Genomic DNA, 26,994 nt, shown 5'->3' on the forward strand with positions numbered 1-26,994 from the left:
GCTTTATGAGGCAACCCTATGGACTACAAGGAAATCCTGTTCACGCTGGAGGACGGGCTGGCGGTCATCACCCTGAACCGTGCCAGCCGCAAGAACGCGCTGACCAGCCTGATGCGCTCGGAAATCACCCATGCGGTGCGGATGGCGTCGGCAGAAGCGCGTGCGGTGGTGCTGACGGGGGCGGGCGATGCGTTCTGCTCCGGCCAGGACCTGAGCGATGCCTCCAGCAGCGGCGACCTGGATCTGGAGCGCACGCTGCGCGACGAATACCTGCCGATGGTTGAGGCGATCTACAATTGCCCGGTGCCTGTCGTGGCCGCGGTCAACGGAGCCGCAGCCGGTGCCGGCGCCAGCCTGGCCCTGGCGGCGGATGTGGTGATCGCCAGTGAAAGCGCGTTTTTCATGCAGGCGTTCAGCAAGATTGGCCTGATGCCCGATGCCGGCGGCACCTGGTTCCTGCCGCGCCAGATCGGTATGGCCAAGGCGATGGGTGCGGCGTTGTTTGCCGACCGTATCAGCGCGCAGCAGGCCAGCGATTGGGGCATGATCTGGGAAGCGGTGCCGGATGCGGAGTTCGACGCCCGCTGGCGTGAGCGTGCCGCCTATCTGGCGCAAGGCCCCAGCAAGGCCTTTGCCGCCACCAAATCCGCCCTGCGCGAAAGCACGGGCCGCAGCCTGATGGAACAGCTGTCGGAAGAGGCGCATCTTCAAGGGGAATGCGGCAAAACCCGCGACTTCCTGGAAGGTGTCACAGCCTTCATGGAAAAGCGCCCCGCAAAGTTCGAGGGGCGCTGACAGGCATTCAGGGGACGGGGCCGCTCGGCCAGGAGAAAAAGGACCCGCCGGAAGAACGGTCGACGATGGAAACATCGCTGACCGTCAGCAATCCGCCGGCGCCTTGGATCCGTGCGACGAATACATTGTCTGCAAAGAGCAGGGCAGAGCCTTGCCCTTCGTCGCCGCTGCCGTCGCCGACGGTCTGAACCGACAGTCTGGGCGGCAGCCCGTCGCCGTTGCAGGAGTAGACCAGCAGGTCTTCGGCGGGGTCAAAATCAGTCACGATAACGGGGTCATCGTTGGACGCGACCCAATCACCAACCACCAGAGTGTCGCGTCCTTCGCCAAGAGAGATGGTGTCGCCATCCCCCGCGATCACGGTATCATCGCCATACCCGGCTGAGACGCTGTCTGCATCGCCGTCAACATCCGTATCCGGGTTTACAAACCCGGAGAGACCACTGATATCCGTGATGGACCCGTCGGCCACCCCACGCGAAAAGCCGACAATTCCTTCGCCGTCGATACCGCTGGTTGAGATGATCCTGTCATCGCCGGCATCCCCGTGCAGAGTGTCCGATCCGTCGTTGTCGATAAGATAGTCATCGCCGGCGCCGCCCCGCACAAAGTCGTCGCCGGTGCCGCCAACCAGAATGTCGGTGCCGTCCATTCCAAACAGGCGGTCATCGCCGCCGCGGCCTTCGACGATATCGTCTCCGCCCCTGGCAAAAATGGTTTCGTCCTGGTCAGTGGCAGTCAAGTCATCTGCAGCATCAGACGTGGTGATGGTACTTACGGGCTCTTCGGTTTGAGGCGGTTCCGTAGCGTCCGGTTCACTGGCGCCGTCATCATCATCGTCCGCCGCCATAGCCACACCGCCTATGGTCAGGCCGATACCGAGCAAAATTAATAGTTCCATCTATTCAATCCTGTAGCCGCCCGGCGGGTGACGTTCTGTAACGACGCGCGCGGGGCACGCGCACCACCGGATTGGAATAAACTAAGTAGTTTGGTAGAGAGTTGAGTGATTTTAGTCAAATACTCGTAAATATTGAAATTCGCGACGAAACAGTCAGCTGATACCGCCCGGATTGTTTCGCGTTCTGGCCTGCCGCAGCAGATGGGGATTTGGAGTGCAGGCGGGAAGAAGGCCGCTGTTTGCATCGGCAGCAAATAAAAAACGCCCCGCAAAGTGCGGGGCGTTTGTCTGGTTGTCTGCGCAGCCATCAGCGCTTTTCAATGTCGACGTAGTCGCGCAGGGTCTCGCCCAGGTACAGCTGGCGCGGGCGGCCGATCTTGTTCTGCGGATCGGCGATCATTTCTTTCCACTGCGAGATCCAGCCGACGGTGCGCGACAGCGCAAAGATCGGGGTGAACATCGAGGTCGGGAAGCCCATCGCCTCCAGGATGATGCCGGAGTAGAAGTCGACGTTCGGGAACAGCTTCTTCTCGATGAAGTAGTCATCGTGCAGCGCGGTGCGCTCCAGCTCCTTGGCGACTTGCAGCAGCGGGTTGTCTTCGACGCCCAGCAGCTCCAGCACCTCATCCGCGGATTGCTTCAGCACCTTGGCGCGCGGGTCGGTGTTCTTGTAGACGCGGTGGCCAAAGCCCATCAGGCGGAACGGGTCGTTCTTATCCTTGGCGCGTTCGATGAATTCCGGAATGCGGTCAACGGAGCCGATTTCCTTGAGCATTTCCAGGCAGGCCTGGTTGGCGCCGCCGTGTGCCGGGCCCCAGAGACATGCGATGCCCGCAGCGATACAGGCAAACGGGTTGGCACCGGAGGAGGACGCCAGGCGCACGGTCGAGGTCGAAGCGTTCTGCTCGTGGTCGGCGTGCAGGATGAAGATCCGGTCCATCGCGCGGCTCAGGATCGGGTTCACGTGATATTCCTCGGCCGGAACCGAGAAGCACATGTGCAGGAAGTTGGCCGAGTAATCCAGGTCGTTCTTCGGGTACACGAAGGGCTGGCCGATGGAGTACTTATAGGCCATCGCCGCGATGGTCGGCAGCTTGGCGATCAGACGGATCGCAGCAACTTCGCGCTGCCACGGGTCGGTCACGTCCAGCGAGTCGTGATAGAAGGCCGACATCGCGCCGACCACGCCCACCAGGGTCGCCATCGGGTGCGCGTCGCGGCGGAACCCGCGGAAGAAGTTGTGCATCTGCTCATGCACCATGGTGTGACGGGTCACACGGGTCTCGAAATCCTCCAGCTGAGCGGCGGTCGGCAGTTCGCCGTACAGCAGCAGGTAGCAGACTTCCAGATAATGCGACTTGGACGCCAGCTGGTCGATCGGGTAGCCGCGGTGCAGCAGTTCGCCCTTGCCGCCATCAATATAGGTGATGGTGCTGTCGCAGCTGGCGGTGGAGGTGAAGCCCGGGTCATAGGTAAACACACCTGCCTGCGCATAGAGCTTACGGATGTCGAGGACATCGGGCCCGGCCGTTGGCGAGAAAATGGGCAGCTCGTAATTTTCGCCATTCAGGCTGAGCGTGGCAGATTTCTGTGTCTCGGTCATGGATGTCCCTTCCTGTTACAGGCACGAAAGCTGCCGCTCGGGCGTCTTCATGCGGGGCAGCGCCTGCGCGATTTCGCGCAGGGGTTGTCTTATCAAAACAGGCTTACCCGGGCGTAAAGACCGAAGTCAGCCTGTCGCGTCTTTGAGCCGGGCGATGGTTTCATCGCGGCCCAGAATCAGCATCATATCGAACACCGAAGGCGTTACCGCCCGGCCCGCAAGCACAGCCCGCAACGGGCCTGCCAGTTTGCCGAACTTGGTATCATGTGCTTCTGCAAATGCGTTCAGAAGCGCCTCCAGATCGTCACGGACCCAGCTAGCATTTTGCAACTGCGGCGTCAATTCTTCCAGTATACCATCGGATACAGAAGACAGCGCTTTTTCTGCCTTCGCATCCCGTTCAAGAGGCCGTGATGCAAGGATAAAATGCGCTTTTTCAAGCAGTTCCGGGAAGGTGCGGGCCCGGTCCTTGAGGCAATACATCGCAGCTTCCAGCCCTTGTGACTGCGCGTCAGTCAGGGCCGGTTCTCCAGCAGCCGCCAGATATGCGCAGATTTCCTGCCGCAGTGCGGCATCGTCGCTAACGGCAATATGCTGGCCGCAGAGGTTCTCCAGCTTTTTGGTGTCGAACCGGGCCGGGCTTTTGCCGATACCGTCAAAGTTAAACCACTCTTTGGCCTGGCTGTCTGTAAAAAATTCGTCATCGCCGTGCGACCAGCCGAGACGCGCCAGATAGTTGCGCATGCCGGCCGCCGGGTAACCCATCGCCTGGTATTCCTGCGCGCCAAGCGCGCCGTGGCGTTTGGAGAGTTTCTTGCCGTCCGGCCCGTGGATCAGCGGGATATGCGCCCAGACCGGAACGTCCCAGCCCATCGCCTCGTAAATCATCATCTGGCGGGCGGCGTTGTTGAGGTGGTCATCGCCGCGGATCACATGGGTGACGCCCATGTCATGGTCATCCACCACTACAGCCAGCATGTAGACAGGGGTGCCGTCCGAGCGCAGCAGGATCATGTCGTCCAGCTGGTCGTTGCGGATGGTCACATCGCCCTGCACCTGATCCTTGATCACAGTGACGCCATCCTGCGGCGCCTTGATGCGGATCACATAGGGCGCGTCCGGGTGGCTGGCCTCATCAGCGTCGCGCCAGGGCGAGCGGTAGAGGGTGGACTTGCCCTCGGCCTTGGCCTGCTCGCGGAAGGCGGCGATTTCTTCCTGAGTGGCAAAGCATTTGTAGGCCTTGCCTTCCGCCAGCAGCTGTTTGGCAACCTCGGCATGGCGGTCTGCGCGCTCGAACTGGCTGATCACCTCGCCGTCGTGATCCAGGCCCAGCCATTCCATGCCCTGAAGGATGGCCGCCGTGGCCTCCGGCGTGGAGCGTTCGCGGTCGGTGTCTTCGATCCGCAGCAGGAACTTGCCGCCGCGGCCGCGGGCATAAAGCCAGTTGAACAGCGCGGTGCGGGCGCCGCCAATGTGCAGAAAGCCGGTGGGAGACGGCGCGAAACGGGTGACAACCGGTTGGGTCATGAGCGGGATTTACCTTTTGGAAACCATGGGAGGCATAGAGTTTCCGCCTGTCTACCGGGCCAGAAGGCGGGGGGCAAGCATGCGGCTGAGCGCAGCCATCGCAGACCTGCTGCAGGCGCAGCGGGGACATTTGTTCCCCTGGGTTCCAGTGTTTCTGGGCGCCGGGATCGGGGCCTATTTCAATTTGAAAAGCGAACCTGGCTGGGCGGTTTATGCGTCTTTCGCGGCGGTTTCGATGCTGCTGGCCTGCGTGGCCGTGCAGCGGCGTTCGCTGGCGTTTCTATGCTGGGCGCCCGCCTTCACGGCGGCGGGCCTGTGCCTTGCGGGCGCCAGGGCGAATTGGGTCGCGGCCCCGGTTCTGGACTTTCGCTATTACGGCCCGGTGGAGGGGCGGGTGGTGTCGGTGGACCGCTCCCCGACCGATGCGCTGCGGCTGACCCTGGACCAGGTACGGCTGGACCGTGTGTCTCCCGCGAAAACACCGGTCCGTGTCAGGATTTCGTTGAAGGGGCAGGACACTGTTCCGCCGCCCGGCGCCATTGTGATGACAACCGCGCATCTGCTGCCGCCCCAGGGTCCGGCGGAGCCGGGCGGGTTCGACTTCCGCCGCCATGCCTGGTTCAAACAACTGGGCGCCCTCGGCTATACCAGATTACCGGTTTTGCTGGCGGAGGCGCCGGGAGATGGTGTCCCGGTGGAGCGCCTGCGCCGCGCAATGGCAGGGTACCTGCAGGAGCGGATCCCGGGCGAAACCGGCGGTTTCGCCGCGGCCATCACCGCCGGCGACCGCAGCGGTGTCGGCGAGCAGACCCTGACAGCCCTGCGGCAAAGCAACCTGGCGCATTTGCTGGCAATCTCCGGTCTGCATATGGGGCTGCTCACCGGCTTTGTCTTTGCCGCCGTGAGGGTTCTGTTTTGCCTGGTGCCGCCGGTTGCCCTGCGCTGGCCGGTCAAGAAGCTGGCGGCGCTGGCCGCCTTGGCTGCCGGGGCAGGATATCTGATGTTGTCAGGTGGCAATGTGGCGACGGAGCGGGCCTTTGTCATGGTCGCCGTGATGCTGGGCGCGGTGCTGCTGAACCGGCGGGCGATCACCTTGCGCGCGGTGGCGGCGGCGGCATTGATCGTATTGCTGCGGCGTCCCGAAAGCCTGCTGAGCCCGGGTTTCCAGATGAGCTTTGCCGCGACGGCCGCGCTGGTCGCAGTTTTTGCCGCGCTGCGCGATGGGGAGGTTCCGTTGGGCCCGCGCTGGCTGCGGCCGGTTCTGGCGCTGGTGATTTCCTCCGCCGTGGCAGGTGCCGCAACCGCGCCCTTTGCAGCCGCGCATTTCAACACCCTTCCTCACTACGGTCTTCTTGCAAATGTGCTGGCAGTTCCGGTTATGGGCACTGTGGTCATTCCGGCGGCTGTACTGGCGCTTTGCCTGGTGCCCATCGGGCTGGAAGGGATTGCGCTGACGGTGATGCGCTGGGGCATGGACTGGATCCTGAGCGTCGCGCAAACCGTGTCGGGGTTTGAGGGGGCCGTGTCCCATGTGGCGGCCCCGGGCGGCGCGGTGCTGCCGCTGTTTGCGTCGGGCATGGTATTCGCGGTGATCTGGCAGGGGAGGCTCCGGCTCGCTGGCCTGTTGCCAGCGGCTGCAGCGCTGTGGGTTTGGAGCGGGGCGGAGCGGCCCGCGGTAATCATCGCCGGATCCGGCGGGCTGATCGGAGTAATGGAAACCGAGGGCCGTGCGTTGTCGCGGGCCAAGGGGCAGGCGTTCACGGCAAAGATCTGGCTGGAAAACGATGGCGATGCAGCCAGCCAGACCGAGGCAGCTGCGCGGTGGCGCGCGGCGGACATGGGATTGCCTGTTTGGAAAGCTGCGGGATACCGCTTGGTTCACGCACCGGGAAAGCGTAAACTGCTGCAGGCAAGCCCTTGTAAAAAGGGCGATATCATCGTCTCCAACGTCGCTCGCGTGCCGCTTGGCGACTGCTTGCTGCTGACGCCCGAGGATTTGCGGCAGACCGGCAGCATCGCGGTCCAGTCCGACGGGCGGCTGCTGACTGCCCGCGAAACGACCGGAGCGCGCCTGTGGAGCGGGTGGAAGCCGGAGGGGCCGGAGATCCGGCGCCTGCGGCGGCTGCTCGCGGTGGCAGCGCAGGGTCAGTAGGTGCGGATCAGTCCGACGAGGCGGCCCTGAACCTGCACCTGGTCCTCGGGGTAGCGCCGGGTTTCATAGACCGGGTTCGCGGCCTCCAGCGCAATCATTCCGCCCTGGCGGTGATAATACTTCAAAGTGGCTTCCTGGCCTTCGACCAGTGCCACCACGATGTCTCCGTTGTCGGCAGAGCTGGTCTCGCGGATAACCACGATGTCGCCATTGTTGATGCCGGCCTCGATCATCGAATCGCCCTTGACCTCCAGCGCAAAGTGCTGGCCGTTGGGGGCAATCATGCCGCCCGGCACCGCCACCTGGTGCGAGACCTGGCTGATCGCTTCAATCGGAACACCGGCCGCGATGCGGCCCATGACCGGCAGCTCGACCGCGGCCTGACGCATGGGGTCGGGGGCCGCAGCTGCGGCAGTACGCTGGCCGCTCTGGCCGCCTTCGATCACAGCGGGTGCAAAGCCATGCGGCTCTGGCGTGCCACCCAGGCTTTCGGGCAGCCGCAGGATCTCAATGGCGCGGGCGCGGTGGGCGAGGCGGCGGATGAAGCCGCGTTCTTCCAGGGCGGTGATCAACCGGTGGATGCCGGATTTGGAGCGCAGATCCAGCGCCTCCTTCATCTCGTCAAAACTGGGCGGAACACCGTCCCGCTGCAGGCGTTTGTGAATGAATTCCAGCAAATCCAGCTGTTTTTTCGTGAGCATCGCCGCTCCCTCCGCGCCTCTTGTAGATGTTTTCTTTTGTTCTACGCATGTTCACGTTTTGTGTCAACATGGCGGCTTGCGGTTGTGGCGGATTATGGACGCGCGGGAGGCGCGTTCTTTTAGGTGGAGTATTTTTGCAAAGGTGAAGGGGTGTCAGATCGGCAAATATTGCACGGTTTCGCCTGCGTCGCGTGAGCCGTCGCCTGGCGAGCGGATCAGCAAGGCGTTGGCCCCGGCCAGGACAGTAAGCAATGAACTGTCCTGATTGGCGAAAGCGCTGATCTTCCCGTCCTCAATCCGGGCGCGCATGTAATGCTCGCGCGGACCGTTCGCAGAAAGAGGCTCCGCCAAGGTGGCAGTTTGAAGCGACTGGCCGCTGTCCGGCAGGCCAAGCATCGCCTGGATCATCGGTGCGAGGAACACATGGCCGCAGACCATCGCTGACACTGGGTTGCCGGGCAGACCCACCATGGCGGCAGAGTTTATCCGGCCTGCCATCAGCGGTTTTCCGGGGCGCATGGCGACTTTGTAGAAGCTGCGCTCCATCCCCAGATATTGCGCCACCTTGCCGACCAGATCGTGGTCGCCAACGGAGGCGCCGCCGATGGTCACCACCAGGTCGGCGCCCTCTGCCAGTTCAAAGGCGGTGCGCAGGGAGCTTTCGGTGTCGCGGGCAATCGGCAGGATGCGGGCGCGCGCGCCGAGGCTCTCCAGCATCGCCTTCAACCCGAAGGTGTTGGAGGCGATGATCTGGTCCGGGCCGGGGGTGCCGCCGGGCATCACCAGCTCATCCCCGGTGGAGATCAGGGCGACCTCGGGGCGGCGAATGACCGGAACGGAGGGGATGTTCATCGCGGCCAGAAGGGCGACGTCCGCAGGTGTCAGCAGCCGGGGTGCGGAGACGGTCTGACCATCGGTGAAATCACCGCCGCGGGGGCGGATGTTGTCGTTCCTTCCAGGCTCATCCCTGATGGTGATGAGGTCTCCGGTCCGGCTGATATCCTCTTGAATAACAACGAAACTTGCGCCTTCCGGCACTGGCGCGCCTGTGAAGATCCGCACCGCCTGGCCCGCGCCCACGCGGCCGTCAAAGGCATGGCCCGCAGCAGCCTCGCCGATCACCTTGAACATGGCGTGCAGCTCGACTTCGGCAGCATTCACCGCGTAGCCATCCATGGCGGAGGCGGAAAACGGCGGCTGGTCGCGGCGCGCGTGCATATCCTCTGCCAGTACCCGGCCCGCGGCCTCTGCCAAGGGAACTTCTTCGGTCTCCAGCTTGGAGACAAGCGCCAGAAGATGTGCGCGGGCTTCGCTGACGGAGATCATCTATGCCTCGTACCTGCCTGATTTTCCGCCATCTTTTAGCGTGACGCGGATGCCGCCTATCTGCATCGCCTTGTCCACGGCCTTGGCCATGTCATAGACGGTGAGCGCAGCGGTGGAGACGGCGGTGAGCGCTTCCATTTCGACCCCGGTCTGGCCGGTGGTCTTGACGGTTGCCTCGATGCGCACGCCGGGCAGGTCCGGATCCAGAGTCAGCTCCACCGCAACCTTGGTCACCGGCAGCGGGTGGCAGAGCGGGATCAGGTCCGGTGTCTTCTTGGCGCCCATGATTCCGGCCAAGCGGGCAACAGAGAGAACATCACCCTTCTTGGCACGGCCTTCTGAAATGATTTCAAAGGTTTCCGGCGCCATGGTAATGTGACCCTCGGCAGTTGCAACGCGCGAAGTGACGTCTTTGTCCGAGACATCGACCATATGGGCGTCGCCCTTGGTATCGAAATGGGTGAGGCTCATGGGCTGCCTCCTTTACATCATGCCGGGAGTCAGAGGGTTGGCGAGCAGAGTACGGGTGGCCGCGGCCACGTCCTCCTGGCGCATCAGGCTTTCGCCGATCAGGAAGGTGCGGGCGCCGTAACGGGCCATGTCCGCCAGATCCTCGGGTGTGGTCAGGCCGCTTTCGCAAACGATGGTCCGGTCAGCAGGCACCAGGCGCGACAGCTCGCGGGTGGTGTCCAGCGTGGTCTCAAACGTCTTGAGATTGCGGTTGTTGATACCCATCAGCGGCGATTTCAGATTGCAGGCGCGCTCCAGCTCTTCGGCGTCATGCACCTCGAGCAGCACATCCATGCCCCATTCAAAGGCACTTTCTTCAAGCTCCTGCGCCTGTTCGTCGGAGACGGAAGCCAGGATGATCAGGATGCAGTCGGCGCCCAGGGCACGGGCTTCGGCCACCTGATAGGTGTCGTACATGAAATCCTTGCGCAGTGCCGGCAGCGAGCAGGCTGCGCGCGCCTGGCTGAGGAAGTCTTTAGCACCCTGAAAGCTGGGCGTATCGGTGAGCACCGACAGGCAGGTGGCGCCGCCGGCCTCATAGGCTTTGGCCAGTTCAGCGGGTTCAAAATCCGGGCGGATCAGCCCCTTGGACGGGCTGGCTTTCTTGATCTCAGCGATGAGGCCGTACCCTCGGCGGCTGGCCTGAAACAGGCTGTCGGCAAAGCCGCGCACCGGGGAGGCTTCGCGCGCCTCGGCCTCAACCGCCTCAAGCGGTTTCGCGGCTTTGTCGGCGGCCACTTCCTCAAGCTTATAGGCCTTGATCTTGTCCAGCACGTTTTGGGTCATGCCAGTGCCTCCGTTCATGTGTTCCAGTCTATGCCGGCTTCACCGCGTGCGGCGAGCCAATTGTTCACTTTTGAGAAGGGCCGGGACCCAAAAAAGCCGCGCCGCGCCGACAGGGGCGAGGGATGCGCGGTTTTCAAGATCAGGTGATCGCCCGGTTTGATATGTTTTTCAAGCTTTTGCGCCGCATTACCCCAGAGAATGTAAGCGGTGGGGCGTTCTGACGTCAGCTCCAGCACCTGATGCACCAGATGGTGCCAGCCGAGGTGCTTGTGGCCGTTTGCCTCACCCGCGGGGACCGACAGGGCGGTGTTCAGCAGCAGCACCCCCTGGCGGGCCCAGCCGCGCAGGTCGCCGTTCGGACGGGTTGCACCAAGATCCGCCTCCAGCTCTTTGTAAATATTGGATAAGGAGCGGGGAAGCGGGCGCACGCCCGGTTCTGCCGAGAACGCAAGCCCGTGGGCGTGGCCGGGCGTTGGATAGGGGTCCTGGCCCAGGATCACCACGCGGGTGTCCTCCGGCTGGGTCAGCTCCAGCGCGGCAAACCGCTGCAGCGCGGGCGGCAGGACCTCACGCTTCTCCGCCTGCAGCGCGGCTGCGATACCGGGCCACTGAACTGTGAAGAAGGGCAGGCCGGCCCAGCGGCCCAGCCCTGGCGGAAGAGCGGTCATGCGGCTGAGGTGATGCGGGCCAGCGCCTCTACCTTGGCTTTGGCAGCACCGCTGTCGATCGACTCAGCGGCGCGGGCGACGCCCTCCTTGAGGTCCGCAGCCTTACCGGCCACCACCAGCGCAGCGGCTGCGTTCAGCAGCACTGCATCGCGGTAAGCCGAGGGCGTGCCCTGCAACAGCACACGGAAGGCCATCGCGTTTTCTTCGGGCGTGCCGCCGACAATCTTGTCGAAGGAATGCACCGGCAGGCCTGCGTCCTCCGGATGCAGCTCAACGTCGCGGATACTGCCGTCCTCTTCGAGCGCGGATACCCAGCTGATGCCGGTGATGGTCAGCTCATCAGTGCCGTCGGAGCCGTGCACCAGCCAGGCGCGCTCGGAGCCCAGGGCCTTGAGCGTTTCCGCCATCGGACGGATCATCGCGCGGCTGAAGGCGCCGGTCAGCTGGCGTTTGACGCCGGCCGGGTTGGTAAGGGGGCCGAGGATGTTGAAGATGGTGCGGGTTCCCAGCTCCTGCCGGGTTGGCATCACATGCGCTACCGCCGGGTGGTGCATGGGCGCCATCATGAAACAGATCCCGGCCTCATTGATCGCCTTTTCAACAACTTGCGGGCCGACCATCACGTTGATGCCCATCTGGGACTGGAGGTCTGCGGTGCCGGATTTGGAGCTGAGGTTGCGGTTGCCGTGTTTGGCGACCACAACGTCGGCGCCCGCGACAACAAAGGCGGTGGCGGTGGAGATGTTGAGGGTGTTCTTGCCATCGCCGCCGGTGCCGACAATGTCCATCGCGCCGGCGGGCGCCTTCACCGGGTTGCACTTGGCGCGCATTACGGCGGCGGCGGCGGCATATTCATCAACGCTTTCGCCGCGGGTGCGCATCGCCATCAGCAGGCCGCCGATCTGACTGGGTGTGGCCTCGCCTTCGAACAGCAGGGTAAAGGCCGTTTCCGCCTCTTCGCGGGTCAGGGCACGTTCGGCAGCGGCTCCGATGAGCGGCTTCAGGCGGTCACTCATGCGGGCACCTTCATAACGTCGAGAAAGTTTTTCAGCAGCGTGTGGCCGTGTTCGGAGGCGATGGATTCGGGGTGGAACTGGACCCCGTGAATCGGCAGCTCCTTGTGCTGCAGGCCCATGATGGTGCCGTCTTCCAGCTCCGCTGTGATCTCGAGGCAGTCAGGCAGGCTGTCGCGCTCCACCACCAGGGAATGGTAGCGCGTCGCTTCAAACGGCGAGGGTAAGCCTTTGAAAACACCCTTATCTTTGTGGTGCATCTTGCCCATCTTGCCGTGCACGATCTCGTGGCAGCGCACCACTTTGCCGCCAAAGGCCTGGCCGATGGTCTGATGGCCCAGGCAGACACCCAGCAGCGGTGTTCCGGTCTCGGCCGCCGCTTCGGTCAGCGCCAGGCAGATGCCGGCCTGATCGGGATCGCAGGGCCCGGGCGACAGCAGGATGCCGGACGGCTTCATCGCCATCGCTTCCTGCACGTTGATGGCGTCGTTGCGGTGCACTTCCATTTCCGCGCCCAGCTCGCCCAGATAGTGCACAAGGTTGTAGGTAAAGGAATCGTAGTTGTCGATCAGCAGCAGCATCGTAGCGGGCTCTTTTAAGGGTGGCGGGCCGGGGGCGCGCCGCAGTATAGTGGTCGAAACATACATGTTCAGGGATACGGGGCAGCGTCAAGGGCAGGAAAGGCGATTGCGGGACAGGGCCGGTAACAGGGTCCGTCCAGGCAGGCCGGATTGACGCAGCACGGAAAGACGGATTGAGAGGCAAAACAGGCATGCGTGGATTTCTGGGCGGCGTGAGTGTTGGGGCTTTGCTGGCCGCTGGCGGGCTGGCGATGCTGTCATTATCGGTGCCGCTGCCGGTTTCGGAACCGGAGAAACAGGCCGGTGAATACCAGACGGCTGCCGTGCCGCAACCTTTTGAACAATCAGATGAAGATAAGGCCGGCACCGCGACGGAGCCGGCGCCGCATGAGCCTGGCGATGCCCCGCAAATGCCTGATGGCGGCGGCGGGGTTGCGGAAATCCCCGGCAATGGCCAGGGGCGCGATGCAGACCTGGTGGAAGCACAGCCTGCAAGTCCGGCCGCAACTGGTGCAGCCGATGATCTGAGCGCCTTGACTGGAGTTGATACGGCACCTGCAGGCAAGCCGAAGGTCGGCCTTGCCGCATCTGCGGTTGACGGAACCAGTCCCGCACCGGCTCCAGCGCCGGGTGTGGAGCAGACGAGACCTGAAGGCCAGCCGCAGGCCGCCCAGCCGGAGGCCCCGCAAGCGCCCGGCAGCGAGACCGCAGTCATAGCCGCAACGGAGCCGGCGCCAGAACCCGAACAGCCGGTCGAAGAAGAGACTGCCTCCGTCGCGGCGCCTCAGGCAACACCACCATTGCCCGCCGTGCAGCAAGACCCTGCCTCGCAAGCGACGGCGTCGGTGCTGGCCCCCGATATCGGTGCGGCGCCGCAAGCGACCACATTGCCGGTGATCGGCGCGGCGCCGGCTGTCCCTGAGACCGACGCCGGGGATGAAGCTTTGCAGACTGAGGACGAGGCCGGCGTTGCTCAAGAGCCGGAGCAGGAGGTCCTGGCTCCGCGTATCGGCACGCCAGTGGTTCCCCTGACCGAACGGGACAAGACGCAGGAATTTGCGCAGGCCGGCCCCAAGCCGCAGGACAAGCCGCCGTTTCTGGCTTTCGCGGAACCGTTCGCCAACCCGGAAGACCGGCCGCTGATGTCGATCGTGCTGATTGATGACGCCGGTGCCGTGGGCGCAGAAGCGCTGGCAGAGTTTCCGTATCCCTTGAGCTTTGCCATTGACCCTGACGACCCTGAGGCCGCGGCGAAGATGGCGGCGCGCCGGGCGGCGGGGTTCGAGGTTCTGATGCTGGCGGACCTGCCGCGTGCCGCCACGCCGCAGGACGCCGAGACGGCGCTGGAAGTCTGGCGCGGGAACTTGCCGGAAGCGGTGGCCATTCTGGAAGGGGTGGACACCGGAGTGCAAGGCAACCGGCCGCTGGCGGATCAGGTGGCGGCGATGGCGGCCTCTGCCGGCTATGGCCTGGTGACACAGAACAGCGGCCTCAACACGGTGCAGAAACTGGCGCTGCGGGATGGTGTGCCTGCCGGTGTGGTGTTCCGCGACTTTGACGGGGCGGGCCAGAATCCGCGGGCGATCCGCCGGTTTCTGGATCAGGCGGCGTTCCGGGCCGGACAGGAGGGCGCGGTGATCATGCTGGGCCGTCTGCGGCCCGACACGATTTCGGCGCTGCTGCTTTGGGGGTTGCAGGACCGGGCCGCCCGGGTGGCCCTGGCGCCGGTATCTGCCAGCCTTGAGGCGCAGCTGCCGTCAAAGTGAAACGGCGCCCTGGGCGGGCGCCGTTGCCTCCGGCGGGAGTACTTCGGGAAACGTGAAGCTTCGGCGGTGTCTCTTGGGCGTTACCGGTTGCCGTTGCCGGTAAAGCGGGCGGCATCTGCAGCGGCGCGGCGGATGGCGTTGGATTTATGGACTGTCTCCATATACTCCGCCTCCGGGTCGCTGTCGTAGACAACGCCGCCGCCTGCCTGGATGTAGAGGTTCTGGTCCTTGACGATGGCGGTGCGCAGAGCAATGCACATGTCCATGTCGCCACCGGCCGAGAAATAGCCGACACCGCCGCCGTAGATACCGCGCTTTTCCGGTTCCAGCTCGTCGATGATCTCCATCGCACGCACCTTGGGCGCGCCGGAGACGGTGCCTGCGGGCATGCCGGCAAAGAAGGCATTCAGCGCATCCTTGTCCTCTGCCAGTTCCCCCACGACGTTGGAGACGATATGCATCACGTGGCTGTAGCGTTCGATGATGAATTTCTCAGTCGGGCGCACGGTGCCGATTTTGGACACCCGGCCGGTGTCGTTGCGGCCAAGGTCCAGCAGCATCAAGTGCTCGGCCAGTTCCTTCTTGTCGGCGAGCAGATCCAGTTCCAGCGCCTTGTCTTCCTCAGGCGTGGCGCCGCGGGGACGGGTGCCTGCGATCGGGCGGATGGTAACTTCTTGGCCGAAGACGCGGACCAGGATTTCAGGGCTCGCGCCCACCACCTGGAAGCCGCCGAAGTTGAAGTAGAACATAAAGGGCGACGGGTTGGTGCGCCGCAGGGAGCGGTAGAGGGCGAAGGGCGGCTGGCGGAACTCTTGGGTCCACCGCTGCGCCGGCACCACCTGGAAGATGTCGCCTGCGCGGATGTAGTCCTTGGCCTTCTCCACCGCGGCCATGTAACCCTCTTTGGTGAAGTTTGAGACCGGCGGCGCGACCTCATCAGCATCGCCGAGATCGCGGCTTTCCGCGGGCATGGCGCGTTCCAGATCGCGTACCGCGTCCATCACCCGTTCCGCAGCCTGGGCGTAGGCCGCCTTTGCGGTCTGGCCGTCGCTGGCCCATGCGGGGGAGACCACGGTGACCTCGCCCTTGACCCCGTCCAGCACGGCAATCACCGAAGGCCGCAGCATCAGCGCATCGGGCAGGCCGAGCGGGTCGGGGTTCACGTCCGGCAGGTGCTCCACCAGCCGGATCATGTCATAGCCGAGATATCCGAAGAGACCGGCGGCAGCCTGGGGCAGATCGTCGGGCAGGGCAATTTTGCTTTCTGCAATCAGCGCCCGCAGGTTGTCCATCGGGTTGCCGTCCTGCGGCGTGAAGTCATCCGCATCAAACCGCGCTGAGCGGTTGAGCGCGGACTGCTCGCCGTGGCAGCGCCAGACCAGATCCGGTTTCATGCCGATGATCGAATAGCGCCCGCGCACCTCGCCGCCGGTCACCGATTCCAGCATGAAGGCATCCTTTTGGGCGCCGGTGAGCTTGAGCATCAGCGACACCGGCGTGTCGAGGTCGGCGGCAAGGCGGGTGTAGACGACCTGGTTTTCACCGGCCTCATAGGCCTTGGCGAAACTGTCGAAATCGGGGGTCAGGGCCATGGGTGCTTGCCTTGATTACTGGAAGTTTGCCTGCGCTGCATTCAGCGCCTGCTGGTCGACACGGGGTTCGGCGCGGGCTTGGACGTCCTGCACATAGGCCTGGAACAGCTCCTCGGCCAGCGACTGGTCCAGTTGCGCCTGCAGGGCCTGGGTGAGCAGGGTCATGTCGTCGCTCTGCTCCGGCGGCAGGATGGCATCGAGACGGACCACAACGGCCGAGTTCGCATCTTGCACCAAGCGGAAATCGCCGACCTCCATATCGAACACCCCGGTAACCAGCTCCGTCGGCACGGTGTCGATGTAGGCAGTGCGGGTCAGGCCGGTTTCGGTTTTGACCTCGGCGCCTTCCGCAAAGTTCTCTTGGGCCTCTGCCTGAGCCAGCAGCTCCTCACCCTGTGCTTTCAGGGCGTTTGCCAGGCGGTCAGCCTGCCAGGCTGCCAGGACTTTGTCCTTGGCCTCTGCAAAGGGTTCGGGGCGTTCGGGCAGAACCTCGTCAAGGCGCAGGGCGAACAGGCTGCCATCGTCCAGGAAATTCACTTCCGGAAAGTCATCTGCGGTGACCGCAGCAGCGGCGGCGCGGAACCCTTCATATGCGGCGATGCCCTCGCTGGACTCTTCGGTCCAGTTGATCTGAACCAGTTCCAGCCCGCTCTCGGTCGCCAGCTCCTCCAGGGTCGCGCCGCCGGCAAGCATGTCGTCGATATCTTCGGCCTGCGCCTCCACCAGGCGGCGGGCACGGCCGGAGGCAAGCTCCTCGCGCAGTTCCGGCTCTGCCTGATCAAAGGTTGTGATCTGTGCCTCCAGGCGGCCGTTCACACGGTAGAGCGCCGGGCCGAGATCGGAGGGCAGGGGTCCTGCCACGGTGCCAACCTCAGCAGCAAACACGTCTGTGCCTGCCGCGCCGAGATCGCCCATGGTCACGTCGCCCATGTCAACGTCCTGCAGAGTCAGCCCGCGGGCCTCGACAACGCTTTCAAAGGTGGCTCCGCCGGTTTCCAGCTGCGCCTTCGCGCTGGCCGCGGCCTCCTGATCGGCAAACACCAAGCGCTCGACCAGGCGGCGTTCGGGCACCTGATACTGTTCGCTGCGGTCTTCAAACAGCTGCTGCAGGGCAGTCTCGTCGATCTCAACCTCATCCATCAGCATGGAAGGGCGCAGGGCGGCGTAGGTAATGACCTTGGTTTCCGGCAGCATGAACTGGTCCTGATTGGCCTCGTAGAAGGCTTGCAGGTCCTCATCTGACGAAACCTCGGCGGTCAGGGCGATGTCAGCAGCATTGAGCTGAACGTAAGAGAAGCTGCGGCGGGCGCCGATGAAACCGGTCAGGGTTTCGGTCAGCGTTTCCGGCATTTTGGTGCCGGACAGAACTGCACCCTGCACCATGGTGCGGGCGGCTTCGCGGCGCAGGTCCTCTTCGAATTCTTTCTCGGTCAGGCCGGCGTTGCGCAGGGCAAAGCGGTAGGCGTCGCGGTCGAATTCGCCGCTGACGCTTTGGAAGGCATCAATTGAAGAGAGTTCTTCGATCAGGTTTTCATCGCCGATCGACAGGCCCAGCTGCTTGGCCTCGTGGTCCAGTGCCGCGAGCGAGATCAGCCGCCCGAGAACCATCCGGTCCATCCCAAAGGCAGTCATCTGCGACATCGACACCGCCTGTCCGGTCTGAGCCTGCAGGGCGCGCTGTTCGCGCTGAAGCTCGCGGACATAGTTTCCGATGCTGACTTCCTCATCGCCGACCTGGGCAACGGAGGAGGAGGAACTGGTGAAATTCACAGCGCCAAATCCGGCGAGGCCGACAATCAGCATCCCCATCAGGATCCAGACAAAGGTTTTGGATAGGTGTTTCATGCCTGCGGCCATGATGCCCTCTTTATTGTTCTGCTGCGCAAGGGTTTGCCCGGCAGCGGGAAATGCCGCTGACTGAATACGCGGCTGCCCGCAGAGGGGCAAGACGGTTGCGGTTCAAACTGCCGGATGATCAGGGATTAAAGGCCGCCAGACGGTCGAACAGCGTCCGGATGCCTGCCCGGTCCACATTTGCAAAGGCAATGCGGAACTGGCGGTCGCCGTCCGGGTCGCCTGCGGGCATGAACATCGAGCCCGGCAGCATCAGGATCGAGGCTTCAGACACCAGCCGCTTTGCGATCTCCTCGGATGGCGCGTCAAAGGGGTGTTCGACATAGGCAAAATAGGCGCCGCAGCCGAGCAGCTTCCAGCCTTTGGCCGCCAGTACCGGGAACCCTTCCTCAATCGCGGCGCGGCGGTCCAGGATTTCCTGGCGTTCGCCCGCCAGCCAATCCTGCAGGTTTTCAATTCCCCATAGGGCGCCGGCCTGGCCCAGCTGCGAGGGGCAGATTGTGACGGTATCCAGAAACTTCTCCATTTCGAACATCCGCTCCTGAGATGCCGCAATGGCGCCGACCCGGTGGCCGGTCAGCCGGTAAGCCTTGGAAAACGAGTAGAGATGGATCAGGGTCCTGTCCCACTCCGGCATCTGAAACAGCCCGTGCGGCGCGCCTTCGCGGCTGTCGAAATCGCGGTAGGTCTCGTCTACGATGAGCGCCAGGCCGCGGTCGCGGGCGAGGCTGAAGAAGGCCTGCACCAGCCCGGCGGGGTATTCGACGCCGCAGGGATTGTTGGGTGTCACCAGAACGATGGCGCGGGTGCGCTCCGTGATCAGGGATTCTGCAAGCGCGAGATCCGGCAGCATGCCTTCGCCGACGTGCAGCGGAACGGCCGTGACACCGGATATGTCCAGCCACATTTTGTGATTGAAGTACCAGGGGACCGGGATGATCACCTCGTCCCCTTCACCGCAAAGCGCAGCAATGGCGGCGGCAAAGGCCTGGTTGCAGCCGGAAGTGATGGCGATCTGCCCAGCCCGCACGCCGGCCCGGTAATGCGTGGAGATCTGCCGCGCCAGCGCCTGGCGCAGAGGCTCATTGCCCAGCACCGGGCCATAGAGGTGGGCTGAAACGTCGGTCAGCGCAGCGTCGGCCAGCGCCTGGCGCAGCCCCTGGGGCGGGGCTTCGGCCGGGGCAGCTTGGCTCACATTCAGCAGAGGGCGGTCCGGGGGAAACGCGGCCCCGGCCACCCAGCGGCGCGATTCGACGATAGGCGAGACAAAAGTGGCTTGGGTGCGGGGCAGGGGCATGAGCGGCTCCGGGCTGCGGCGTGTTTTCCGGCGCGTCCGATTGCGCCCGGCATATGTCTGGCACGGTGCCGGTCGCGGCTCAAGCAGGAAGGCCCAAAAGAAAAGGCGCGCTGTAACGCGCGCCTTTGAAACCTTGAAACAGAAACGGATCAGTCTTTGCCGCGGTAGGGCTCCACGTACTGCAACGCCATGTCCCAGGGAAAGAAGATCCAGGTGTCCTGGCTTACTTCGGTGATGAAGGTGTCCACCATCGGGCGCCCCTTGGGCTTGGCATAGACCGTGGCAAAATGCGCCTTGGGGTACATTTCGCGGACCAGTTCCAGGGTTTTACCGCTGTCGACCAGGTCGTCGATGATCAGCACGCCCTCGCCGTCGCCCATCAGATCAGCGTCCGGGGCTTTCAGCACCTCTGCTTCGCCTTGGGCTTGGTGGTGGTAGGACCGCACCGAGATCGTATCGACGGTACGGATGTCCAGTTCGCGGCTGACGATCATGGCCGGCGCCATGCCGCCGCGGGTGATCGCCACTACAGCCCGCCAAGCGCCATTATCGGGGCCTCGCCCGTCCAGGCGCCATGCCAGCGCGCGCGAGTCGCGATGGATCTGGTCCCAGCTGATGTGAAAGCCTTTTTCGTGCGGCAGACGGTCGGTCATGTTTCTTGCTCCCCGCGAAATCGCGTCAGCTTGCCGGATCCGGGGCTGCAGCCCGGGCCCGGTATCAGATTTTACTTCGAAATATCCGGTGCATCCACCGCCTTCATGCCCACTACATGATAGCCTGCATCCACATGCAGGTTCTCGCCGGTCACGCCGGAGCTGAGATCGGACAGCAGGTAAAGTGCGGAATTGCCGACGTCGCCGATGGTCACATTGCGTCGCAGCGGCGAGTTGTACTCGTTCCACTTCATGATGTAGCGGAAGTCGCCAATGCCGGAGGCGGCCAGGGTCTTAATCGGGCCAGCCGAGATCGCGTTGACGCGGATGCCGTCCTTGCCCAGATCCTCGGCCAGGTATTTGACCGAAGCCTCGAGCGCGGCCTTGGCCACACCCATGACATTGTAATGAGGCATCACCTGCTCGGCACCGTAGTAGGTGAGGGTCAGCAGCGAGCCGCCTTCGGTCATCAGCTTCTCGGCGCGTTTTGCAACCGCAGTGAAGGAAAAGACCGAGATGTCCATGGTCATCTGGAAATTGCTGCGGCTGGTGTCGACATAGCGGCCGCGCAGCTCGTTCTTGTCGGAAAACCCGATGGCGTGAACCACAAAGTCCAGCTTGCCCCACTTGGCTTCCAGCTCGGCGAACAGGCCGTCGATCGAGGCTTCGTCGGAAACATCGCAGGGCAGGACGATATCGCTGCCCAGCTGCTCGGCCAGCGGTCCGACCCGCTTTTTCAGTGCTTCACCCTGATAGGAAAAGGCAAGCTCGGCGCCGGCATCGGCGCAGGCCTTGGCAATCCCCCAAGCAATGGATTTGTCGTTGGCCAGGCCCATGATGAGGCCGCGCTTACCGGCCATCAGTTGACTAGACATTCAGGTTCTCCGCCTGTGATCTCTTGAATTAGACGGTGTTTAGTATGCCGCGCGGGCCGCTTCAAGGGTGCACGCCCTTGCCGCCGGGCAGGAAGCTGCATAGGTTGCAGCGAAACCCCACGATGAGGTGCACAATGTCCGACCGTTCCGGAATTTTTGCAGGCGACGATCCGTTTGCAATCGCCCGCGCCTGGCTGGCGGAGGCGGAGCAGTCAGAACCTAATGATCCCAACGCCATTGCACTGGCCACGGTGGACGAAAGCGGTCTGCCCAATTCCCGGATGGTGCTGCTCAAGGAAATCGAAGACGGTGCCTTTGTGTTTTACACGAACTACGAAAGTGCAAAGGCGCAGGAGTTGGATCAAGCAGGCAAGGCCGCTTTTGTGATGCACTGGAAATCTCTGCGCCGCCAGATCCGGGTACGCGGAACAATCAGCCGCGAGGACGGGCCGCAGGCCGACGAATACTACAGGTCCCGTTCGCTCAAAAGCCGCCTTGGCGCCTGGGCTTCGAAACAATCGCAGCCCCTGGACAGCCGCGGCACGCTGATGGCGGAGGTGGCCAAGGTGACGGCTTTGAAGGGGCCGAACCCGGAGAGGCCGCCATTCTGGGGCGGCTACAGGCTGGCGCCTGTTGAGATCGAATTTTGGGCTGATGGCGCATTCCGGCTGCATGACCGGTTTCGCTGGCGTCGCAAAGAGGGCACCGCAGAATGGGAAATTCTGCGGCTAAACCCGTGATGGAAATAGTTAACGTTTACCTAGGGTCAATAGCAGTTTCATGACAATTTCAAGACTTTTTAGCTTGAAATCCAAGGTCAGAATCGCGCATCAGAGCTTCATCAAAAATAATAAAACGTGGTGGGAAAAGTAAGTGGCAGAAGATCTCAGCAGCTTGCATCAGATTCAGGGGCTGGTGAAGTGGTTCGACCCGGCCAAAGGTTACGGGTTTGTCGTATCTGACGAGGGCGGTCCGGACATTCTTCTCCACGTTAATGTGCTGCGCAATTTCGGCCAAAGCTCTGTCGCGGACGGGGCAAGGATCGAAATTGTAACGCATCAGACCGGCCGCGGTGTTCAGGCGGTTGAGGTTCTTTCCATCATGCCGCCGGAACGCGACGACACTCCGGTGCTGAGCGATTTCGCCGAGCTGGACATGGACAGCCTTCAAAGTGAACCGCTGGAGCCGGCGCGGGTCAAATGGTTCGACAAGGGCAAGGGCTTCGGCTTTGCCAATGTCTTTGGCCGCGGCGAGGATGTATTCCTGCATGTCGAGGTTCTGCGCCAGTCCGGGCTTGCCGATCTGCAGCCGGGCGAAGCGCTGGCGATGCGGGTGATCGACGGCAAGCGCGGCCGCATGGCGGTAGAAGTGCTGGCCTGGGAAGCCGCGCTTCAGCCCGGCGCGACGGACTGACACCATGAGACGGCGCCTGGTTCAGCTGAGCTTGTGCGCCGCCCTGACCCTTATTGCTGCCCCGGCGCTGGCAGCGGACTGCGCGCCGGGCCGGGTCTATCTACGCGGCGCCTGGGGACAGGCAGCCTTTGACGTCGAGATCGCCGACAGCGAGGCCGAACGGGCAAAGGGGCTGATGTTCCGGGAAGATCTGCCGCGCGGGGCAGGGATGCTGTTTGTTTACGAACAGCCGCAACCGGCCGCCTTCTGGATGAAGAACACGCTGATCCCCCTGGACATCATCTTTCTGGATGAATGGGGACAGGTGACGTCTGTTCACGAAAACGCAGTGCCCGGCGATCTGACACCGATCCCCGGCGGCGACCAGGTGTTTGCGGTGCTTGAAATTAACGGCGGGCTCGCCCGCAGTTATGGCATCTCAGCCGGCAGCCAGATGCGGCACAAAATTTTTTCCGGTAGCGGCGCAGTTTGGCCCTGTTAGGGGTTTTCAAATCAATCCGCCGGAGATAGGAAGGCGCACGGTCCGGGGCGTGGCGCAGTCTGGTAGCGCACCTGTTTTGGGTACAGGGGGTCGTGAGTTCGAATCTCGCCGCCCCGACCACTCCACATCATAAAACCTCAGCGAATCTTTCGCAGCAGCGCGGCCTGCCGGGAATCGTTTCGCGCGCATGGAGAGTCGTTAGGCGCTAGCGCAACCTAAGGCGTTAATACTTCCTTAATCCCTTGTTAAGGCTTCCTTAATCAATTGGCGCGAAGGCGCATCAGATTGTTAACTGCGGTGCGGGTGCCGTAAGGGGAAGGGCATTAAGTCACGATAAGGTCACCGTTAACTCACTTAGGCGGCTGCAGTCTCCTGTACTGGCCGAAGAATCCTCTGGCGGGCGTTCTTTCGGTGCTGGCGTCTTCAGAAGCCAAGGAGGCAAGTCACTCGCCTGACAATAGAAATTCGAGGTCACTGCCTAGTGTACTGAATGAGTTGAAACAGTGACCGCCTGTGGATGAATCAAATCGCACTGGCGGACCCTGCAAAGCGTAGAAAGCGTCAACAGCAAAGATCCTTTCCAAGACGTAAATTTAACGTTGACCCCTTGTGTCAGAATACGCCAAATTGTGTTCACCGGTTGCGGTGGCACTAGATCTGGTGGGTTTTGGAGCCGCAGCAACAACGCTGAAAACAGCACACAGTCCTGGGAAGAACGGCCGGCGAGGGCCTCGGGTACGCCAAATGCGGCGTGCACAGGAATGTTCGTGTGTTCTGCAGCCGGGGCAGATTGGTGCGGGGGCACCGCGACACATGAACGATGAGTGCTTGAGAAGGGGCAAAGCATGAAGATCGAACGGAAATTCACCAAACCCGGACAGGATGCCTATGCCGATCTGGCCTTTGTCTCGGCCACTTCGGAAATCCGCAACCCGGACGGGACCATCGTTTTCCGTCTCGACAATATCGAAATTCCCGCGTCCTGGAGCCAGGTTGCCAGCGACGTCATCGCCCAGAAGTATTTCCGCAAGGCCGGCGTGCCGTCCCGCCTGAAGAAGGTCCGCGAAAAGGGCGTGCCGGAGTTCCTGTGGCGCTCTGTGCCCGACGATGGCGCCGTCCTCGGCGGCGAGACCTCCTCCAAGCAGGTGTTTGACCGTCTGGCAGGCGCTTGGGCCTATTGGGGCTGGAAGGGCGGTTATTTCTCCTCCGAGGAGGACGCGCGCGCCTATTACGACGAGATGCGCTATATGCTGGCGACCCAGCGTTCGGCGCCGAACTCGCCCCAGTGGTTCAACACCGGCCTGCACTGGGCCTATGGCATCGACGGCCCGGCGCAGGGCCATCACTATGTCGATTACAAGTCCGGCAAGCTGACCAAGTCGGACAGCGCCTATGAGCATCCCCAGCCGCACGCCTGCTTTATCCAGTCGGTGTCCGATGACCTGGTCAAGGACGGCGGCATCATGGACCTGTGGGTGCGCGAGGCGCGCCTGTTCAAGTATGGCTCCGGCACCGGCACCAATTTCTCTCATCTGCGCGCCGAGGGCGAGCCGCTGTCCGGCGGCGGCAAATCCTCCGGCCTGATGGGGTTCCTCAAAATCGGCGACCGCGCGGCGGGCGCCATCAAATCAGGCGGCACAACCCGTCGGGCAGCAAAAATGGTGATCGTCGACGCAGATCACCCGGATATCGAACAGTTCATCGAATGGAAGGTTCTGGAAGAGCAGAAGGTCGCGTCGATCGTCGCAGGCTCAAAGATGCACGAGAAGATGCTGAACGGCATTTTCGAGGCGATCCGCAGCTGGGACGGCGCAGAGGCCGACGCCTATGACCCGGCGGTCAACGGCGGGCTGAAGTCGGCGATCCGCGAAGCCAAAAAGGTGGCGATCCCGGAAACCTACATCAAGCGGGTGCTGGACTACGCCAAGCAGGGCCACACCTCGATCGAGTTTCCGACCTATGACACCGATTGGGACTCGGAGGCCTACAGCTCTGTCTCCGGGCAGAACTCCAACAACTCGATCCGGGTGACCAACGCCTTCCTGCACGCGGTCGAAAAGAACGCGGATTGGGAGCTGGTCAACCGCACAGACGGCAAGATTGCCAAGGTCGTGAAGGCGCGTGACCTGTGGGAGAAGGTCGGCCATGCGGCCTGGGCCTGCGCCGATCCTGGCATCCAGTTCCACGATACCGTGAATGAATGGCACACCTGCCCGGAAGACGGTGAGATTCGCGGTTCAAACCCTTGTTCGGAATACATGTTCCTGGACGACACTGCCTGCAACCTGGCGTCGCTGAACCTGCTCAGCTTCCTGAAGGACGGGCTGTTCCAGGCGGATGATTTCATGCATTCCTGCCGCCTGTGGACGCTGACGCTGGAAATCTCGGTGATGATGGCGCAGTTCCCGTCCAAGGAAATCGCGCAGCGCTCCTATGACTTCCGCACCCTGGGCCTGGGCTATGCCAATATCGGCGGGCTCTTGATGAACATGGGCTACGGCTATGACTCGGACGAGGGCAGGGCGCTTTGCGGTGCATTGACCGCGCTGATGACTGGTGTCGCCTATGCCACCTCCGCCGAGATCGCCTCGGAGCTGGGTGCCTTCCCGGGTTATGCGAAAAACGCAGACCACATGCTGCGGGTGATCCGCAACCACCGAAATGCTGCAAAGGGCAACGCAGACGGCTATGAGTCGCTGTCCGTGAAACCGGTGCCGCTGGACATCGCCAGCTGCCCGGATGCGCTGCTGACCGATCTGGCGGCCAGCGCTTGGGATGAGGCGCTGGAGCTCGGCGAAAAGCACGGTTACCGCAACGCACAGACCACTGTGATCGCACCGACCGGCACCATCGGGCTGGTGATGGACTGCGACACCACGGGGATCGAGCCGGACTTCGCGCTGGTGAAGTTCAAGAAGCTGGCTGGCGGCGGCTACTTCAAGATCATCAACCGCTCGGTGCCGTCGGCGCTGGAGGGGCTGGGCTACAGCTCTGCCCAGATCGAGGAGATCGTCTCCTATGCGGTGGGCCACGGCTCCATCGGCAATGCGCCGGGCATCAACCACACCTCGCTGGCCGGTCACGGCTTTGGTCCAAATGAGCTTGCCAAGGTGGACGCGGCACTGGAATCGGCCTTTGACATCCGGTTCGTGTTCAACCAGTGGACCCTGGGTGAAGATTTCTGCACCGGCGTGCTGGGCATCCCGGCGCCCAAGCTGAATGATCCGACCTTTGATCTGCTGCGTCACCTGGGCTTCACCAAGGCGGACATCGACGCAGCCAATGACCACGTCTGCGGCACCATGACCCTGGAAGGCGCCCCGCACCTGAAGGAAGAGCATTACGCGATCTTTGACTGCGCCAACCCGTGCGGCAAGAAAGGCAAGCGTTTCCTGAGCGTTGACAGCCATATCTACATGATGGCGGCAGCCCAGAGCTTTATCTCCGGTGCGATCTCCAAGACCATCAACATGCCGAACTCGGCCACCATCGAGGACTGCCAGAAAGCCTATGAGCTGAGCTGGAGCCTGGGGGTGAAAGCCAACGCGCTGTACCGCGACGGCTCCAAGCTGAGCCAGCCGCTGGCGGCCGCGCTGGTGGAGGATGACGACGACGCGGCGGAGGTGCTGGAGAGCGGCTCGACCCAAGAGAAGGCCGCGGTGCTGGCCGAGAAGATCGTCGAGAAAGTGGTCATCAAGGAGGTGCTGAAATCGCACCGGACCAAGATGCCGCAGCGGCGCAAGGGTTACACCCAAAAGGCGGTTGTTGGCGGCCACAAGGTGTACCTGCGCACCGGCGAATATGAGGACGGCAACCTCGGTGAGATCTTCATCGACATGCACAAGGAAGGCGCTGGCTTCCGGGCGATGATGAACAACTTCGCCATCGCGGTGTCGGTCGGCCTGCAGTACGGGGTGCCGCTCGAGGAATTCGTCGACGCCTTCACCTTCACCAAGTTCGAACCCGCAGGCATGGTCCAGGGCAACGACTCGATCAAGAATGCGACCTCGATCCTCGACTACGTGTTCCGCGAACTGGCAGTCAGCTATCTGGACCGCACTGATCTGGCTCATGTAAAGCCTGAGGGCGCAACTTTCGACGACCTGGGCCGCGGCGAGGAAGAAGGCGTGTCGAACGTCTCCGAGCTGAGCGAAAGCGCCGCAACGCGGTCTCTGGAAGTGCTCAAGCAAATCTCCTCGACCGGCTACTTGCGCAAGCGTCTGCCGCAGGAACTGGTGGTGCTGCAAGGCGGCCAGACAGATGCGGGGATCCTGGGAACCGGCACCGATCCGGTTTCAGCGTTGCAGTCGCTGGTACCGGAAACCACTGAGGCACCGGCGCAAAACACTGGCGGAATGGATGCCCGCACCAAGGCAAAAATGCAAGGATACGAGGGCGAAGCCTGCGGCGAATGCGGCAACTACACGCTGGTGCGCAACGGCACCTGCATGAAATGCAACACCTGCGGGGGCACCTCCGGCTGCAGCTGAGGACCTCTGC

The 26,994-nt window shown here is 62.9% G+C and carries 22 protein-coding genes and 1 tRNA gene; 8 read left to right on the forward strand and 15 right to left on the reverse strand.

Annotated features, from left to right (window positions below):
• The first annotated feature begins 18 nt into the window (after nt 1-18).
• Entirely contained in the window at nt 19-795 is a 777-nt protein-coding gene (locus tag AC5STI_RS04105; protein WP_495445680.1) for an enoyl-CoA hydratase-related protein, read from the forward strand.
• A gap of 7 nt (nt 796-802) precedes the next feature.
• Here the strand turns inward: AC5STI_RS04105 and AC5STI_RS04110 are convergent, their stop codons facing one another.
• The 3 genes from AC5STI_RS04110 to gltX all read right to left on the reverse strand — a co-directional run bounded on the left by AC5STI_RS04110 (nt 803) and on the right by gltX (nt 4,826).
• The gene (locus tag AC5STI_RS04110) at nt 803-1,696 is read right to left on the reverse strand and encodes a calcium-binding protein (RefSeq protein WP_495445681.1); all 894 of its coding nucleotides are present in this window, start codon (nt 1,694-1,696) and stop codon (nt 803-805) included.
• 307 nt (nt 1,697-2,003) lie between these two features.
• Nucleotides 2,004-3,299 (reverse strand): citrate synthase, encoded by a 1,296-nt coding sequence (locus tag AC5STI_RS04115; RefSeq protein ID WP_027237699.1) that lies wholly within the window; start codon nt 3,297-3,299, stop codon nt 2,004-2,006.
• A 126-nt stretch (nt 3,300-3,425) separates the two neighbouring features.
• Nucleotides 3,426-4,826 carry a glutamate--tRNA ligase gene (gene gltX, locus AC5STI_RS04120; protein WP_495445683.1) on the reverse strand — a complete coding sequence of 467 codons (1,401 nt, stop codon included), beginning with the start codon at nt 4,824-4,826 and terminating at the stop codon, nt 3,426-3,428.
• A gap of 79 nt (nt 4,827-4,905) precedes the next feature.
• Here gltX and AC5STI_RS04125 point away from each other — a divergent pair, with 79 nt between their 5' ends.
• The gene (locus tag AC5STI_RS04125; RefSeq protein WP_495445684.1) at nt 4,906-6,978 is read left to right on the forward strand and encodes a ComEC/Rec2 family competence protein; all 2,073 of its coding nucleotides are present in this window, start codon (nt 4,906-4,908) and stop codon (nt 6,976-6,978) included.
• Here AC5STI_RS04125 and lexA read toward each other — a convergent pair.
• The 7 genes from lexA to AC5STI_RS04160 all read right to left on the reverse strand — a co-directional run bounded on the left by lexA (nt 6,972) and on the right by AC5STI_RS04160 (nt 12,563).
• Nucleotides 6,972-7,679 (reverse strand): transcriptional repressor LexA, encoded by a 708-nt coding sequence (lexA, locus tag AC5STI_RS04130; protein ID WP_495445685.1) that lies wholly within the window; start codon nt 7,677-7,679, stop codon nt 6,972-6,974. The two genes, AC5STI_RS04125 and lexA, sit on opposite strands and share 7 nt — an antisense overlap.
• A 153-nt stretch (nt 7,680-7,832) precedes the next feature.
• Nucleotides 7,833-9,005 carry a molybdopterin molybdotransferase MoeA gene (locus AC5STI_RS04135; protein WP_495445686.1) on the reverse strand — a complete coding sequence of 391 codons (1,173 nt, stop codon included), beginning with the start codon at nt 9,003-9,005 and terminating at the stop codon, nt 7,833-7,835.
• On the reverse strand, nt 9,006-9,476 hold the full coding sequence (gene moaC, locus AC5STI_RS04140) for a cyclic pyranopterin monophosphate synthase MoaC (RefSeq protein WP_495445687.1): 471 nt from the start codon (nt 9,474-9,476) through the stop codon (nt 9,006-9,008).
• Nucleotides 9,477-9,488: 12 nt separating this feature from the next.
• Nucleotides 9,489-10,301, reverse strand: a complete 813-nt coding sequence (trpC, locus tag AC5STI_RS04145) for an indole-3-glycerol phosphate synthase TrpC (protein ID WP_495445688.1) — start codon at nt 10,299-10,301, stop codon at nt 9,489-9,491.
• Between the two features lie 14 nt (nt 10,302-10,315).
• The gene (locus tag AC5STI_RS04150) at nt 10,316-10,969 is read right to left on the reverse strand and encodes a uracil-DNA glycosylase (protein WP_495445689.1); all 654 of its coding nucleotides are present in this window, start codon (nt 10,967-10,969) and stop codon (nt 10,316-10,318) included.
• Nucleotides 10,966-11,985 (reverse strand): anthranilate phosphoribosyltransferase, encoded by a 1,020-nt coding sequence (gene trpD / locus AC5STI_RS04155; RefSeq protein WP_495445690.1) that lies wholly within the window; start codon nt 11,983-11,985, stop codon nt 10,966-10,968. The genes AC5STI_RS04150 and trpD overlap by 4 nt, the downstream gene beginning before the upstream one ends.
• Nucleotides 11,982-12,563: an anthranilate synthase component II gene (locus AC5STI_RS04160; RefSeq protein ID WP_495445691.1), complete on the reverse strand. Its 582-nt coding sequence runs from the start codon at nt 12,561-12,563 to the stop codon at nt 11,982-11,984. The genes trpD and AC5STI_RS04160 overlap by 4 nt, the downstream gene beginning before the upstream one ends.
• 191 nt (nt 12,564-12,754) lie before the next feature.
• On the opposite strand from AC5STI_RS04160, the gene AC5STI_RS04165 reads away from it, so the two are divergent.
• Nucleotides 12,755-14,329, forward strand: coding sequence for a divergent polysaccharide deacetylase family protein (locus AC5STI_RS04165; protein ID WP_495445692.1), 1,575 nt, complete (start codon nt 12,755-12,757; stop codon nt 14,327-14,329).
• Nucleotides 14,330-14,409: 80 nt separating this feature from the next.
• On the opposite strand, the gene trpE is transcribed toward AC5STI_RS04165, so the two are convergent.
• From trpE to fabI, 5 genes are all read right to left on the reverse strand, one after another.
• Nucleotides 14,410-15,921: an anthranilate synthase component I gene (gene trpE / locus AC5STI_RS04170; protein WP_475051973.1), complete on the reverse strand. Its 1,512-nt coding sequence runs from the start codon at nt 15,919-15,921 to the stop codon at nt 14,410-14,412.
• A 15-nt stretch (nt 15,922-15,936) separates the two neighbouring features.
• Nucleotides 15,937-17,778: a peptidyl-prolyl cis-trans isomerase gene (locus AC5STI_RS04175; protein WP_495445693.1), complete on the reverse strand. Its 1,842-nt coding sequence runs from the start codon at nt 17,776-17,778 to the stop codon at nt 15,937-15,939.
• Nucleotides 17,779-17,896: 118 nt separating this feature from the next.
• Entirely contained in the window at nt 17,897-19,072 is a 1,176-nt protein-coding gene (locus AC5STI_RS04180) for an aminotransferase (RefSeq protein WP_495445694.1), read from the reverse strand.
• 149 nt (nt 19,073-19,221) lie between these two features.
• A complete protein-coding gene (gpt, locus tag AC5STI_RS04185) occupies nt 19,222-19,725 on the reverse strand; it encodes a xanthine phosphoribosyltransferase (protein WP_490397471.1) in 504 nt (167 codons plus the stop codon).
• A 71-nt stretch (nt 19,726-19,796) separates the two neighbouring features.
• Nucleotides 19,797-20,600, reverse strand: coding sequence for an enoyl-ACP reductase FabI (gene fabI / locus AC5STI_RS04190; RefSeq protein WP_421055384.1), 804 nt, complete (start codon nt 20,598-20,600; stop codon nt 19,797-19,799).
• A gap of 134 nt (nt 20,601-20,734) precedes the next feature.
• Between fabI and pdxH the strand changes: the two genes are divergently transcribed.
• From pdxH to AC5STI_RS04215, 5 genes are all read left to right on the forward strand, one after another.
• The gene (gene pdxH / locus AC5STI_RS04195; RefSeq protein WP_475051979.1) at nt 20,735-21,340 is read left to right on the forward strand and encodes a pyridoxamine 5'-phosphate oxidase; all 606 of its coding nucleotides are present in this window, start codon (nt 20,735-20,737) and stop codon (nt 21,338-21,340) included.
• A gap of 133 nt (nt 21,341-21,473) precedes the next feature.
• Nucleotides 21,474-22,013, forward strand: a complete 540-nt coding sequence (locus AC5STI_RS04200) for a cold-shock protein (RefSeq protein ID WP_495445695.1) — start codon at nt 21,474-21,476, stop codon at nt 22,011-22,013.
• A 4-nt stretch (nt 22,014-22,017) separates the two neighbouring features.
• Nucleotides 22,018-22,494 (forward strand): DUF192 domain-containing protein, encoded by a 477-nt coding sequence (locus AC5STI_RS04205; RefSeq protein ID WP_495445696.1) that lies wholly within the window; start codon nt 22,018-22,020, stop codon nt 22,492-22,494.
• 43 nt (nt 22,495-22,537) lie between these two features.
• Nucleotides 22,538-22,614: transfer RNA gene (locus AC5STI_RS04210), tRNA-Pro, on the forward strand.
• A gap of 725 nt (nt 22,615-23,339) precedes the next feature.
• A complete protein-coding gene (locus tag AC5STI_RS04215; RefSeq protein ID WP_495445697.1) occupies nt 23,340-26,984 on the forward strand; it encodes a vitamin B12-dependent ribonucleotide reductase in 3,645 nt (1,214 codons plus the stop codon).
• Nucleotides 26,985-26,994: the final 10 nt, after the last annotated feature.

Source organism: Leisingera sp. CC-HEC096 (assembly GCF_059429235.1).